The sequence below is a fragment of the Rhodoferax sp. GW821-FHT09E07 genome (assembly GCF_059416145.1).
The window spans coordinates 46,435-60,570 of record NZ_JBWKOP010000012.1; the positions used below are offsets into that span (position 1 = coordinate 46,435).

The following is a 14,136-nucleotide window of genomic DNA, read 5'->3' on the forward strand; positions in this document are numbered from 1 at the left end:
CAGTTCTATCTTGGGATAGTTGAGGGTTTTGCCAATTGGCTTGATATCTAAAATCTAACGCGTGACCTTGGCAATTCAATCAGATTCTTGGCTTCTGAAAGTCGGAAAACTTTTTCTGTGGATGCAGTAACTCTACGGATTCCGGCCTATAGGTTTGACCTATCGCAGCACACCAAAAACGCCTCAATAAAATCATTACTTCAGATGGTGGGAAATCAAATCCATTGAGAGGAAGTACTAACGTTCCAGGTGTTAAGGCAAGCCGTTTAAGTGCGTATTTGAACAAGAATGCAGGCCGAGTATCGGTCAAATCACCACTCGATATTTGGGAGGCGTCTGTGAGCGTGATGCATGCATATGTGGCTGTCGACCTTCCTCCCGATAGGGTGCGTATATCTATGCTTTTTATTGTTGACCATGGAACGCTGCTCTCGCGAATGGTCAACATTTTCTCCGAGAGTTTAAAAACAGCTTCCTGAGCATTCCCAAGATTTTTCAGAGCCTGCAGCGTTAGGCGCGCTAGGATTAAAAATCCTGCGATTGAGAAGGTGAGCCAAGCCGCAATTGCCCACTTTGGCATGCGTAGATCATTGGCTGAAAGCCCCGCCCCGAATGCTAGTCCTGTGAAGCCGAAGACTATTGTCAGCAATAGTCCGGATGCGAAGGATGAAAAAGCAAGAAGTCGCGAGATCTTGATTTCAACCGTCGTCTCCAATGGCCATTGTTCAGCTTTCAGTGTACTCATAACAATTTATTAGGTATCACTTGGTAGGCGGTGCGCTTATCCAACTGCACCGTTGGTTTGCTTTGAGGGTCAATTGTTATGTTCATTTTGAATGACTGCAAGCGAGCAATTTGCAAGGCAGCTTGCCGGCCAGCAGGGTCTGGCACACCGTGGTCGATAAGGTTCTGAATTTAGTCAGTACTGACTGGACATCACCCATTCCCCGCGCTCCAACGGAATCTCCACTTCCACGACAGTCAGCCCTGGTTCGCTTTCAATCCGCAGCGAAGCACCCACCGCCTTTGCGCGGTCATGCATAGATTGAAGCCCTTTGCGCAGTTGCTGGCGTGTGTCGAAGCCAACGCCATTGTCGGCAATGCGCAGTGCAATCATATGGGTTGAGTGGCTGGCTTCAATCCGCATTTCCGTGGCATGCGAGTGTTGCAACACATTGGACAACGCCCCAAACACGATGAACTGCAGCTGATGCATAGCCTTTTCGTTTAGATATTCCACGACGGGTAATTTGCCTACTTGCCACTGCAGGGCGATGCCGGATTCCTTGAGCCGAGGGTCCAGGCGGTACCGCAGATTGGCCAATACCGCAGTGATGTCCCCCGCGGGCAGGTTCATGGCGTCAATGGACAACTTGAGATGGTCCAAGGCGTCACTGACGGTATGTAGAACGTCGGATTTCTGGTACGTATCCGTCTGCAGCTGGCGCAACGCAACGCTCAAATGCGATCCCACTCCGTCGTGCAAATCCCGCAGCACCCGCGCGCGCTCAGCACTCTTGGCCTGGGCTTTGGCGGACTCCTCCAATCGCTGATAGGTTACCGCCAACTCACTTTCGCGCTGCGCAATGCGATGGGCCAGCGTGTCCATCAGGCCCCGCACCTGTTCGCTCACAGAGCGAAACCGCATGATCACGATGTAGAGCAAAGTGATTCCGAACAAGATGGAGGAGTACCGCAAATAGGTGTTGTCTCGATAGTCCACACTGAAGCGCAGAACATACAGGTCATAGATTCCCACGACCACATTGATCACGGCAGAGAAGGCCACCAACCTGTGCGCGGAGCTGGCTCCCCGGAACGCACCCTTCACAAATATTCCAATAAAAATCACGAAGGTCGTTCCAAACACCACATACCAAACTGTCAATACCTTCGAAAATCCAAACTCCAGGGCGGCAATGAGCGCGACCACGCAACCTGCCACCAAGCCCATCAACCAGCGCTGAAACCAGACAAAGCTTTTGTACTGGCGCCAGTGCGCGACCTCCGCGCAGAACAGGGCCATAAAGCTTGCCCAACATGTGGTGGCGGTAACCATCAGCACGCCCCACCAGGGCCAAGGCACCAGCGGTGACTCGACCAGGAAGTCACTCACGCTGACCGCCCAGCACAGCTCAGCGAGTCCGGCCATGAGGTACAACGGATCTTGCCCATGGGCCAAACTGGACGTCACCGGATGGTGGTGCCGATGAAAACTGGCCTGTGTTGCCCACAATGCCAGGGCAATGAGCCCCACCAGCAAGCTCAGTGTGGCAACGGTTTGTGACCCGTAGGCGCGCAGTCGATGGTCTTTCAGATAGATGGGGTATACCTCGTGATGCGGCCCCAGAATGACACTGGAAAGACCACCTCTGCGCCCCCTGTCGACGCGGATGCGGATATGGATGGTGTTGTCGTTGCGAAGCTGGCTGGGCGGAATCGTTACAAAGACCGGCAGCTTGGCGAAGTCGTCTCCATTGCCTTCGACAAGATCGCCGTCACTCTCCACCAGCACGTCATTGATCCAGATGGCATACGCGTTTCCGATTCTCGGGATGTACAGGGCGTAAGGATAGGCAGGGCGCAACTCCAGCGAAAACGGGATGTCAAAGCTAGCGTCTCCTCGCTTCCCGGGGAAATTCCGATCCCAATGGAACGGCAGCGAGGTGGTGTCGCGCACCTCCTCCGCAGGTGCTCCATCGGGATCTTCTGACGCTACTTGCAGAAAAGCTCTTGCGGTCTTGAGTTCCTGAACGACTGCTTGGGCACTGAAGCACCAACACAGCAGCAGTCCCAAGAGAGCGGCTTGTACTACACCGCGCGCGCGGGCACGAGGCTTCACAGCAACCCCATGCGTGTGGCCTCAAACACGGCCTCACCGCGGGTGTGGACGCTGAGCTTGGAATACAGCCGCTTGATATGCGTCTGCACCGTGTGTGTGCTCAGTTGCTGGAGTACCGCGATTTCCGCATAGGTGTGCCCTTGAGAAATCAGTTCGAGTACTTCCTGCTCGCGCGGGGAAAGCATTGCAGGAAGCTGCGCGCCGGGCAAGGTCGCGGCGGGCGGCGTCGCGCGACCCAGGGCGTACTTGGCCAGTACCCGCCTGGCGATCATGGGGGAGATCGGCGACCCTCCCGCCCGCATTTCCAGGATGGTTTGTGCCACGTCACTGGGTGTGCTGTCCTTGTGGATGTAGCCCAGGGCTCCGGCCTCGATGCTGGCCAGCACATTGTCTTCGTCGCCGAACATGGAAATCACCAGAGGTTCGCAATCCGGATTGAGGCGACGCGCATGCCGAATCACGTCCAATCCTGACCCATCTGGCAGCCCCAGATCAGTCAGCAGTACATGCAGGCGTTCGGCGTGGTGGTCCAACCAAGTCTTGGCGTCGGTGGCGTTGCCGAAACTGGCGGCGAGCTCCAACCCTGCGCACTGGGCGACGCTGGCCTCAAAAAACTCCCGCATGAGGGGATCATCCTCAACCACCAATACTCGCCACATGGCCACTGCTCCCCCAGTTGGATTGGCGCAGAGCATAGCTTCAAACCTCTCAGGTGCAACAAAAGTGTGGCGCTGTCCCCAATATTGGGGATACCCAAGTCTGTCTAAGCCCGATAGCATCGCGTCCAATTAAAGCCGGAGACGTGGTTAGAAGGGCGCATTGCCTCTTCGGAATATGGTGTTCGGATGTACCACGAGTCTGAAATTTTTCTGACAAGAAGCGCGGAGATTTGCAGGATGAATAGGTGGATTCTGAGTGTCCTCTTGATGGTAACTATGGCTCACCAGGGAGCTTTCTCCAAAGAGTGGGCGGAGAACGCAAAACTCAGCCCAGCGGCAGTGGGTGAAAAGCTGAGTTTGGATGATTCCTTCGGTGGGTATCCGATTTACCAAGGTGTTGCCGGTTGGAGATATGCAAGTGGAAGCATCGGGGCGACGGGAGGCAGAGCGGATTCGATCGCAATGGCCAGCTTGCAATTCGCGTATTTCGGTCAAGACGGTATTTCTGCAGTGCAGAATGTGACCGCGAATTTGCAGACCAACAGCGGCACGTACTGGACCGGTGCACCGTGTTCATCAGAGCACATGATCGTGCGGGCGAAAGGCAAGGGACGCAACGATGACTGCATGACCATCGATCCGCTGTCGTTGTCCAACGGGACTGCTGTAGTGACTTGGCTGGAAGTCAAGATCACAGAGTCCACTACATCCGGACGCTACTACGTGATCGATTTTGCGATCCCGCTTGATCGTTTGGGTCTACCAGGCACTGCGGTCGGTGATTGGACAGCAAAGAGCGTTCAAGAAGACTCGCTCAAGAAGCAGATCATCGAAAAGATCCTCCCATGGGCAGAAAAACTTCAGGATGGCGCTGCCAAGCTGATGGACTATTCGAAGCCCCAAGATGCATTCAGTCTGGTTCCTAGTTTTACCCAACTACTCGTTTCAAGTTCTAAGGCTGCAGCGACTCCAAAACTGACAGGCCCAGGAACGACGACATTGGGGAACGGGATTGTCCTCAGCGGCGAGTTCCGAGACGGTCAATTGGTCAAAGGTTCGCAGAAGATCCCGGGGGTCGGAACGTTCTCTGGAGAGTTTGATTCCAGCTCCAGATTGAATGGCAAAGGCACATTTGAAGTCGAAGGCAACTCTAAATACGTAGGTGAGTTTCGGGCCGGCGCATTTGAGGGGAACGGTGTTCTGACCACGGCAACCGGCACCGTACTGTCCGGTGTGTGGAAGGGCGGAAAAATGAATGGTCCAGGTACTTCAACGAGAGCAGATGGCTACAAGTATGAGGGTGAGTTTAAAGACAATGTCTACGACGGGCGCGGCAGTTTGACGTTATCTAACGGTGAGAAATACGAGGGCGATTTTAAAAACGGGAAGCGTGAGGGAATGGGCAGTGTCACCTACTCCAATGGCAACAAATACACGGGTGAGTGGAAAGACAGTGCCAGAACAGGTAAGGGCACTTTCCTGTGGGCCAATGGCGATAGCTATGAGGGACAGTTTCAGAATAACAAGAGAGAGGGCTATGGCACCTTAGTTTTGTCTAAGGGTGACAAGTACATCGGCGAGTACCATGATGACAAGCGCAGTGGTAAGGGGACCTACATCTGGGAAAACGGAGAGAAGTACGTTGGCGAGCTCAAAGAGGGTAAAGAGCACGGGCAAGGCGTCAAATACGCGGCTGACGGAGCGGTCCTGAAATCCGGGGTTTGGGAGAGTGGCATATTCATCCAACCAGCAGCGGGCAATTAGCCAATTACCGTCATCTCAATTTTGGATTGCCACGCATCGAGAAAACCGGGATCGAAGTCGGCGTGACGCGGCGTTGATTCGATCAGAGCAATCTTTCTCTAAGCCCTGGTGGAATTACCCACTAGGTAAAGCACTATTGCCCTTTCGTGTAGTTCCATCGTGTGCTGCGGAGCTTTTCCGTAGTGGCGTGCAAATTAAGCCGGAGCATCCTGCGGATGCTCCCCATTCTTGGTTTTGGTACCCGTGACACAGAAAGCGTGCAATCCGGCTTGGCATTCTCTGCCATGTTTGATGTTGTCCCCAATATTGGGGATACCCAGAAAGACGCTATGTCATTAGCATCCAGGCCACTCCGACGGCATAAGCCCTTTGCACTGGGTTCGCCGTTCTCTCCGATGAAAAGATATTCAAGGGATCAACAGTGACTACAACGAGAATTTCGCAAGGTATTGGAGCTTTTGCAGTCTGCGCTATTGCACTAGTGGTTTTGGTTGCGTGTGGTGGCGGTGGTGGTGGCGGAAGTTCTAGTTCTTCCAATTCCACCCTCACGGGAACGGCGGCATATGGAGCCCCGATGGCGAGCGCCACAATCGTTGTCATGGATGTGAATGGGAAGACCGTTTCGGCGACGGCCGATGCGAACGGTAGCTACACGGCCAACGTGACAGGCTTTACCGCCCCATTGATGGTTTCAGCCACCAGTGCCTCGGGTGAGGCCAGCAAGCACTATGTGGCGCTGCTGGAAACAGTGCCAGCTGTGGGCAACTCCGCGGTTGTCAACGTGACACCTTTGACCCATGCGCTGGCCACCTTGGCTTCCAGCGATGGGCTGAGCCCAGAGGAGTTTGAGAACGACCGTACCAAATTGCAAAATCTGGATGCGGTCAAACTGCACCGCGCACTGGGAAATTTGCAAGGCGTGCTCGCGACCGTGCTCACGAATGCTGGTTTGTCTGCCAACTTTGACCCCGTTAAAACAGCTTTTGTCGCCGATCGATCAAGTGCCGCCGACGTGTTGTTGGATACCATCAAAGTGTCGACAACCAACGGGGGGGTGGAGCTTAACAACATCCGTGTTGTGGTGAGCACCACGGACAGTGGTAGTACCGCGACCGTCACCTTGACGGGGTCCACCTTGACCCCTCCGTCTACCTTGCCAGCTCCCACCGTCGCGTCTGCAGAGTTCCGTGGTTTGGATGGTTGGATGGCCGAGGTGAACGCCTGCTTGGCCTTGGCCCCTGCCAATCGTGTCTCTGTCGATGGCGCGGGCAACTACACCTTGCTGGCAGACTGCGCAAGCGTCAGTGGATTTTCCAATACCTACAAACGCAATAGCTACACCCTCGCGCAAATATGGGGACCACGACTGGCCTACATCCCGCAAGGCGCCACCTTGCTGCTGCCAGAAATTCTGCTGTTCGAAAAGAATGCGACCAACGACGACATCGCGCTGGTGCGCTTGGCGTACAAATCGAATCTTGGGGGCGGCTCCTATATCGAGACCATCCGAAAAATCAGTGGTTCCTGGAAAATTGATGGAAATCAGCGCAACTACGCCGCGGGCGTCACCGTCGGTCTGGGCCGCTACAAGGACGTCAGCACCAACGGCTATACGGTGTTGACGTCAGCCAATACGAGCTACGTCGATCACAACGTCAACGTCGGGCGTTTCAGTGCCTATGAAAGCGTGCTGTTCTTCAGCTTCGACCAATCGGCGCCCAGCTCCGCCGATGTGTATGCCGTGCGAGTCAAAGGCCCCGGACTACCCGCGAGTGGGCTGGTGTATGCGCGCTCCACAGCCTGTGGTTCGGACAAGCACCTTGCGTTCTACAGCAATGATGGATCGCTGCCCACGGCCTCCGTGTCCACCATGCCGTCCACCACAACCTTCAATGGCTGGCGCCTTGACGTGGTGCAGTATGGTGCGGACTATACGGGCCACCACTTTTACGATCAATACCGCGGCTTCACCAACACGGGCGCGCCGTCCACCAGCACTACCAACAGCATTGCATCCACGCCCGTGGACGTGTCCACCATCCCATCCTTCGCCAAATACGATTGGGAGGTCTTCAAGGTCGCCAGTGGCACCGCTGTGGCGGATACCTTTTCCACGCGGGTGGTGGCACGGCCCTTGCCAGCGTCGTTTGGCAGCAAGATGCTGTGGGCAGAACTGACGGCCGATGCCAAGGAATACGCCAATCCTGCGATTGCAGCCAAGGCGGCGGTGCTTACCCAGGGTACCAACTCATGGACCTTGCCTACTGGGGCTCCCGTCGTGACGTCAGCCTATATTTCCGGGTCTACACCCTCGGCACGGATGTCCATGGACAGCGCTGTATCGCCCTTTGCCGCCACGTCGCAGGTGGTGACCGCTGCCACCCAAAAAGACGGTGTGGGCGGTACCTGTGCCCAAAGCACTTTGCCTTCGTTCAGTGCCACCACCAATTCGCGCACCGTGGGAACACGGCAGATCACGGACCGCAGTATCGAGCTGCAACAGTACGTCGCCCATACGGGGCGCAACTAGCTTGTCCCTTTAGGTCCTTCACGGATTATTTGCGGCCTTGTCCCCAATATTGGGGATACCGCAAAAGGGACAAGCTCAGTAGCATCGGTTGCTCTCGAACAAGTAAGGATATGTAGCTGTGCGTCGTGGTCGTTGGATTGTTAGTGGTGTGTGCTGATGTCGCTCGTTGAGAATGCTGACCCGGCCACGCAAGGCCCAGAAATGTCTGGTGCCCTAGTTGCCCTCTGCGCCGTAGCCCGTTTCCACCAGGTAGCCTGCGACCCCGCCACCCTGGCCCACCAGCTGGGCATCGCCAGCACCGATCCCGTCACCACCTCTGATTTGCTACGCGGCGCCCAACACCTGGGCCTTAAAGCCAAACTCAGCCGCTCCACCGTCGCTCGCTTGGGTCTGGTACCTCTGCCAGCCCTGGCAGTCATGCACACCGAAGACGGCTCGCTGCGCGTCGTCATCCTGGCTCAGAGTGACGGCAAGCGCGTCCTGTTTCAGGACGTCTCCAAATCAGCGGTCCCTGGGGCTTCCACCGGTCCTACCATCGAATCCGCAGAAGTCTTTGCCACCCAGTGGACCGGAGAGCTGATTCTGATCACCAGCCGCGCCTCCTTGACCGGTGCCCTGGCCAAGTTCGACTTCACCTGGTTCATCCCCAGCCTCATCAAGTACCGCAAGCTCCTGGGTGAAGTCCTGCTGATTTCGTTCATGCTGCAGATCTTTGGCCTGGTCTCTCCCTTGTTCTTCCAGGTGGTCATGGACAAGGTCCTGGTCCACAAGGGCATGACCACCCTGGATGTTCTGGTCATCGGTCTGGTGATCGTGGTGGTGTTCGAGTCGGTCTTGAATGCCTTGCGCGCCTATGTCTTCAGCCACACCACCAGCCGTATTGATGTGGAACTGGGTGCCCGACTATTCCGTCACCTGATCCAGCTCCCTTTGTCTTACTTCCAGGCCCGCCGAGTCGGGGACTCCATTGCCCGTGTCCGTGAGCTGGAGAACATCCGCAGCTTCCTCACCGGCAATGCCATGACCGTCTTGCTGGACGTGGTCTTCTCGGTCGTCTTCATTGCCGTCATGCTGTTCTACAGCGTGCCCCTGACCCTCATCGTCCTGGTCAGCCTGCCGCTGTACTTTGGTCTCTCCTTGGCCGTGGTACCCATCCTGCGTGCCCGTCTGGACGTCAAGTTCGCCCGCGGTGCAGAAAACCAGGCCATGCTGGTGGAAACCGTCACCGGTATCCAGACGGTGAAGGCCACCGCACTCGAACCCAGCTTCGCCAAACGCTGGGACAACCAACTCGCCGCCTACGTCTCCGCCTCCTTCAAAACCCAGAATCTGGCCAGCGTGGCCCATGAGGGCGTCAACCTCATTGGCAAGCTCGTCAATGCCGCCACCCTGTGGTGGGGTGCCCAGCTGGTGATGGACAACCAGCTCACCGTGGGCCAGTTCGTCGCCTTCAACATGTTTGCCGGTCGCGTCTCCCAGCCCATCATGCGCATGGCCCAGCTCTGGACCGACTTCCAGCAGACCGGTATCTCGGTGGCCCGCCTGGGTGACATCCTCAACACCCGCACCGAAGTCCCGCCCAGCAGCACCGCCCAGCTCCCCGCATTGAAGGGCCGCATCACCCTGGACAAGGTCGTCTTCCGCTACCGCCCAGAAGCTACCCCCGTGTTGAACGCCGTCAGCCTGGACATCCGCCCAGGAGAAATCATCGGCATCGTCGGCCGCTCCGGTTCCGGTAAAAGCACCCTGACCAAGCTGGTCCAGCGCCTGTACAGCCCCGAAGGAGGTCGCTTGCTGGTGGACGGCATCGACATCAGCCTGATCGACGCCGCCCAACTCCGCAGACAAGTCGGCGTAGTCCTCCAAGAAAACCTGCTCTTCAACCGCTCCATCCGAGAAAACATCGCCATTGCCGACCCGGCAGCGCCCATCGAAGCCGTGATGCGCGTGGCCCAACTCGCCGGTGCCCACGACTTCATCAGCGAACTGCCCGAAGGCTATGACACCGTGGTGGGGGAACAAGGCGGCAGCCTCTCAGGTGGCCAACGCCAACGCGTGGCCATCGCCCGGGCTCTGTTTACCAATCCTCGCATCCTGATCCTGGACGAAGCCACCAGTGCGTTGGACTACGAGAGTGAAGCCATCATCCAGAAGAATATGCAGTACATCTGCCAGGGCAGAACCGTACTCATCATTGCCCACCGTCTGTCTGCCGTCAGAAACTCCCACCGCATCATCGTGATGGAGAAGGGCAACATCGTGGAGTCTGGCCCCCACGAAGCCCTGATCCAGAAGCCTCAAGGCCTCTACGCCCACCTCTGGGCCATGCAGGATGGGATCAAGGTGGATAGCGAACCAACAGAGGTGCGGGCATGAATACCGCAACGGATCCCGTACCAGTCCCACGCCACCCAGTACTGGAACTACTCTCCCGCTACAAAGCCATCTTCCAAGCCGCCTGGGCCCACCGTGCTGAATTGGCCGGCCCGGCCCGCATGGCCGACGAAATGGCATTCCTGCCTGCAGCGCTCAGCCTGCAGGAAACCCCGGTCCACCCAGCACCCCGTCGCCTGGCCTGGGGCCTGATGATTCTGTTTGTACTGGCCCTGGTCTGGGCTATCTTCGGCGAGGTAGACATCGTGGCCGTGGCGCCGGGCCGCATCATCGTCAGTGACCGCACCAAGGTCATCCAACCCCTGGAAGCCAGTGTCGTTAAAGCAGTCCTGGTCAAAGACGGCGACAAAGTCCAGGCTGGACAAGTGCTGGTCGAACTGGACCCCACCATGGCCAGTGCCGACCAAAGCAACCTGCAGGAACAGCTCAAAGCCGCGCACAGCGAAGAGCAACGTACCCAAGCCCTGCTGCAACTGCTATCAAAGGAGAAGCAGCTCGCGCAAGTGCTGCCTGGGCTAGAGGCCGATATTGGTACGAAGGCCCAGCTGCAAGCCGAATGGCAAGACATCAGCGCCAAGCTCTCCAAGCTCGACGCCGAGAGCAACCTCCGCCAGGCCGAGATCGCCACCGTCAAGGCCAGCATTGCCAAACTGGAAGCCACCTTACCCATGGCCCAAAGCCGGGAAGCGGACTTCACCAAGCTGGTGGACCAGGGTTTTATCTCCAGCCATGCCACCCAGGACAAGACCCGGGAGCGGGTGGAGTTGGAACGGGATCTGGCCACCCAGAAAGCCAAACTGGCAGAAGCGTTGGCCACCGCAACAGAGACCGAACAGTCCAAGAGCGCCTACAAGGCAGAAACCCAGCGCCAACTGGCGGACCGCTACGCCCAGGCCAACACCAAACGCATCCAGCTCAGTGCCGACAACTCCAAGGCCGACCAGAGACAAAAGCAAACCCAGCTCCGAGCCCCCGTCTCCGGCGTCATCCAGCAACTGGCGATTCACTCGGTCGGCGGAGTGGTCACCAGTGCCCAGGCCCTGATGGTGGTGGTGCCCGATTCCAACCAGGTGACGGCCGAAGTCTCTATTGCCAACCAAGACATTGGTTTCGTCAACGGAGGCCAGGGTGCTGAGATCAAGCTGGAGACCTTCAGCTTTACCAAGTACGGCACGGTGAAGGCCACAGTGGACAACGTGTCTGCGGATGCGGTGACGGATGAGAAGAAGGGAAGCTACTACCCGGCAACCCTGACCTTGGAGAAGAAGGATATGTTGATTGATGGGAAACGCATTCCTATCAGTCCGGGGATGAATGTCACTGCGGAGATCAAAACCGGCAAGCGACGAATCATCGAATTCCTGCTCTCTCCGGTGCAGAGGGCGGGTAGTGAGAGTTTGAGGGAGCGGTAGAAGCGAATAAAACTTTAATTTCTACCTGAAACTTCCAGTTTAATTTTTGGGAAATAAACGATGAAAATACTTATCAAATATTTGACTCTTGCACTTCTAGTATTAGTAGTATTTCAGAACTCAGTTCTTGCTGAAACTGGGGCCTCGCAAAGTACGAGAATATATGCACCTTTTTTCCATTTCAAAGATTGTGATACTTGTTCTGAAATGATTGTGTTACCCAGCGGAGAGTTTCAAATGGGAGCAAACGAGGAGGACTGGGGGATCCTCCAAAGTATAAGCAAAATGTCTATGGCGTATATTTTTGCACCGCTTTGGTATAAGTTGGAGTCTCCTCAGCATGCGGTAAAAGTGCAATCCTTTGCATTGGCTCAGCATGATGTTACTAAAGCACAGTTCGCTATTTTCGCTGCGGAAACAAAATTCGAAGGCAAAGGCTGCAATGCATTACATCCGAATGGTGTCGATCGGAATAGGGAGGCAGACTGGGCAAATCCATGGTTTGCACAAACAGACAATGATCCGGTGGTCTGCGTTTCTTGGAACGATGTACAGAAGTACATTGCTTGGCTCAATTCAAAATTGCCAGCACAAGCTGCCAAGTATCGCCTTCCAACTAGTGCTGAGTGGGAGTATGCGGCCCGGGCCGAGACAACTACTCCTTCCTATTGGGGGGATATATCGAAGATTTGCCAATTTGCCAATGTCAGTGATGCACAAAGCAAGAAAGTTGATTTCAGTGGCTACAACTTGACTGAGTATGCATCGTGTGATGATGGATTCCCCACGACATCCCCGGTTGGATCATTTCCACCCAACCCTTGGGGGCTATATGACATGCTTGGAAATGTGGAGCAATTCACAAAAGAATGCGCATTTAGATTTGGTATAGAAGCACCTTATACCGATGGATGTACGCACCATATGGCGAAGGGCTCTAGTTGGACTATGCATCCAGTTCACGCTCGTGCAGCGGCCAAAATCGATGTTGATTCAAATATTCGAACGATGGCAAATGGCTTTAGATTGGCCAAAGACCTCACCAATTAATATCTACACCTAGGAAACTGAAAAATGGCAAACACTCTTGCACTGGCCAAGACTCTCGCAAATGCTACATATCAACTTGTCGCTGATATGGCTGCAATTGCAGGGAATCAATCAACGGTCACGACAGATAAAGTTCGCGTAGATACGGAGAATTTTGTCTCTGCCTTAACCGCATTTGCGGGATCATCCCCCCTTTTGACATTTATCTCAAATAAATTATCCATAGGTGTGGGCGTCGAATCGCTGACAAGCGATATGCAGGCCTTTAGCGATAAATTGAGAGATGCAAGCATCAGCGGTTTAAGCAAAATTAATGCGGGAGCGGCGGTGGTGGTAGATGTCTCCGGAATACTCGCACCATTGACTGCCGAACTTAGTGTGGTGTTGCCTCCACTGGCGGAAGTTCTGGCACCAGCCGCGGCCACCCTCACTGGCATCAATGGAAGTGCTAATTTAGTGCAGTTTTTGACTAGTGATGACGTTGTGTCATACATTCAAAAGGGTATTCCATGGGCTGGATCACAATACCAAGAATATAAGAATTTACCGCCATCCATAAATTGGGGAGAGGAAATGATGAGATATATCCGCCAGATATATATCCCACTTTCATTTACCCAAAATGACGACAATCCAACTGATACTCTAGCTCGTTTGCTCCCTCAGGGCATTGTCTTGGCCGATGCGGGCAATGGTGGAGGTTATGGTTCATTTCCCAATGTAGCTGGCCAACGTGTAACTATAGGCAATTGGCTGGAGTCGTTAGGCATTACTGGCGATGCGCAAATATTAAGACTTGGCACTGACAGCTATGGAGTGGTTCAAAATGGAGTTCTAGTCGGAGTAGCACAAAGAGTTGGGGCACAGCTAGAACTTAGCTCTCAGAACAATTTGAAAATCCTGAATCAGGATGGCGCTATTTTGTCTTCTGCAACTAGCCAAATATATTCTGATGGCTCATCCGCCATAACAACTAATTATCCCAGTGGTAGAGTGGAAGTTGTTACAAAAAACGATGATGGAAGCCTATATCAGACTTCCATTTCCACTCCCGATGCAGCAGGAAATGTTTCCACCGTGATAACAGACGGTGGAGGGCAATTAGTTCGCACCATCACGGTGCAATATTTCTATGATGAAAATGGCATCAGTCGGCTAGAGACCATTCAAACGCCAGATGGGAAAATTGTATTGAAAAGCTTTGATACTGATGGGCAATTGGTCAGTTCAATGAATTTAGATGCCGGTCCTAATACTTCTGCACCCGATTTGTTGGGTAATTTCATCACTCAAATCGACCAACAACGCTCGCTAAGAGATCAATCTGCTGCACAGTCCGCATTGCAAACCATTGCGCAAAACTTAAGCAACCATCAGTTTGACAGCGCAACAGGCGTCGGCACCGCCGTCAGCGCGGACGGTAAAACCATCGGAACCACCTATGCATTGAGTAATGGCACGACACTGACAGGTATCACCACCCTC

At 54.8% G+C, this 14,136-nt stretch carries 9 protein-coding genes; 6 read left to right on the top strand and 3 right to left on the bottom strand.

Annotated elements, in window-relative coordinates:
• Positions 1–79 precede the first annotated feature (79 nt).
• The 3 genes from AC07OE_RS20045 to AC07OE_RS20055 form a co-directional block, all read right to left on the bottom strand.
• Positions 80–745 carry a hypothetical protein gene (locus AC07OE_RS20045; RefSeq protein ID WP_495072320.1) on the bottom strand — a complete coding sequence of 222 codons (666 nt, stop codon included), beginning with the start codon at positions 743–745 and terminating at the stop codon, positions 80–82.
• Between the two features lie 174 nt (positions 746–919).
• A complete protein-coding gene (locus AC07OE_RS20050) occupies positions 920–2,797 on the bottom strand; it encodes a sensor histidine kinase (RefSeq protein ID WP_495072321.1) in 1,878 nt (625 codons plus the stop codon).
• A 41-nt stretch (positions 2,798–2,838) separates the two neighbouring features.
• Positions 2,839–3,501 (bottom strand): response regulator, encoded by a 663-nt coding sequence (locus AC07OE_RS20055; protein ID WP_495072322.1) that lies wholly within the window; start codon positions 3,499–3,501, stop codon positions 2,839–2,841.
• 186 nt (positions 3,502–3,687) lie between these two features.
• On the opposite strand from AC07OE_RS20055, the gene AC07OE_RS20060 reads away from it, so the two are divergent.
• The 6 genes from AC07OE_RS20060 to AC07OE_RS20085 all read left to right on the top strand — a co-directional run.
• Positions 3,688–5,265 carry an MORN repeat-containing protein gene (locus AC07OE_RS20060; protein WP_495072323.1) on the top strand — a complete coding sequence of 526 codons (1,578 nt, stop codon included), beginning with the start codon at positions 3,688–3,690 and terminating at the stop codon, positions 5,263–5,265.
• 574 nt (positions 5,266–5,839) lie between these two features.
• The gene (locus AC07OE_RS20065; protein WP_495072324.1) at positions 5,840–7,795 is read left to right on the top strand and encodes a hypothetical protein; all 1,956 of its coding nucleotides are present in this window, start codon (positions 5,840–5,842) and stop codon (positions 7,793–7,795) included.
• 156 nt (positions 7,796–7,951) lie between these two features.
• Positions 7,952–10,171, top strand: a complete 2,220-nt coding sequence (locus tag AC07OE_RS20070) for a type I secretion system permease/ATPase (protein WP_495072325.1) — start codon at positions 7,952–7,954, stop codon at positions 10,169–10,171.
• Positions 10,168–11,601: an HlyD family type I secretion periplasmic adaptor subunit gene (locus AC07OE_RS20075; protein WP_495072326.1), complete on the top strand. Its 1,434-nt coding sequence runs from the start codon at positions 10,168–10,170 to the stop codon at positions 11,599–11,601. Before AC07OE_RS20070 ends, AC07OE_RS20075 begins: the two co-directional genes overlap by 4 nt.
• Before the next feature lie 60 nt (positions 11,602–11,661).
• Positions 11,662–12,651: a formylglycine-generating enzyme family protein gene (locus tag AC07OE_RS20080; RefSeq protein ID WP_495072327.1), complete on the top strand. Its 990-nt coding sequence runs from the start codon at positions 11,662–11,664 to the stop codon at positions 12,649–12,651.
• A 24-nt stretch (positions 12,652–12,675) separates the two neighbouring features.
• Positions 12,676–14,136: hypothetical protein (locus AC07OE_RS20085; RefSeq protein ID WP_495072328.1), on the top strand; the 1,461-nt coding region annotated here is incomplete at its 3' end.

Excerpts from the sequence above, each read along its gene's own strand:
- AC07OE_RS20070 (WP_495072325.1), top strand. The coding sequence starts at position 7,952 with ATGTCGCTCGTTGAGAATGCTGACCCGGCCACGCAAGGCCCAGAAATG.
- AC07OE_RS20075 (WP_495072326.1), top strand. The coding sequence starts at position 10,168 with ATGAATACCGCAACGGATCCCGTACCAGTCCCACGCCACCCAGTACTG.
- AC07OE_RS20060 (WP_495072323.1), top strand. The coding sequence starts at position 3,688 with ATGTACCACGAGTCTGAAATTTTTCTGACAAGAAGCGCGGAGATTTGC.
- AC07OE_RS20065 (WP_495072324.1), top strand. The coding sequence starts at position 5,840 with ATGGCGAGCGCCACAATCGTTGTCATGGATGTGAATGGGAAGACCGTT.
- AC07OE_RS20055 (WP_495072322.1), bottom strand. The coding sequence starts at position 3,501 with ATGTGGCGAGTATTGGTGGTTGAGGATGATCCCCTCATGCGGGAGTTT.
- AC07OE_RS20080 (WP_495072327.1), top strand. The coding sequence starts at position 11,662 with ATGAAAATACTTATCAAATATTTGACTCTTGCACTTCTAGTATTAGTA.
- AC07OE_RS20045 (WP_495072320.1), bottom strand. The coding sequence starts at position 745 with ATGAGTACACTGAAAGCTGAACAATGGCCATTGGAGACGACGGTTGAA.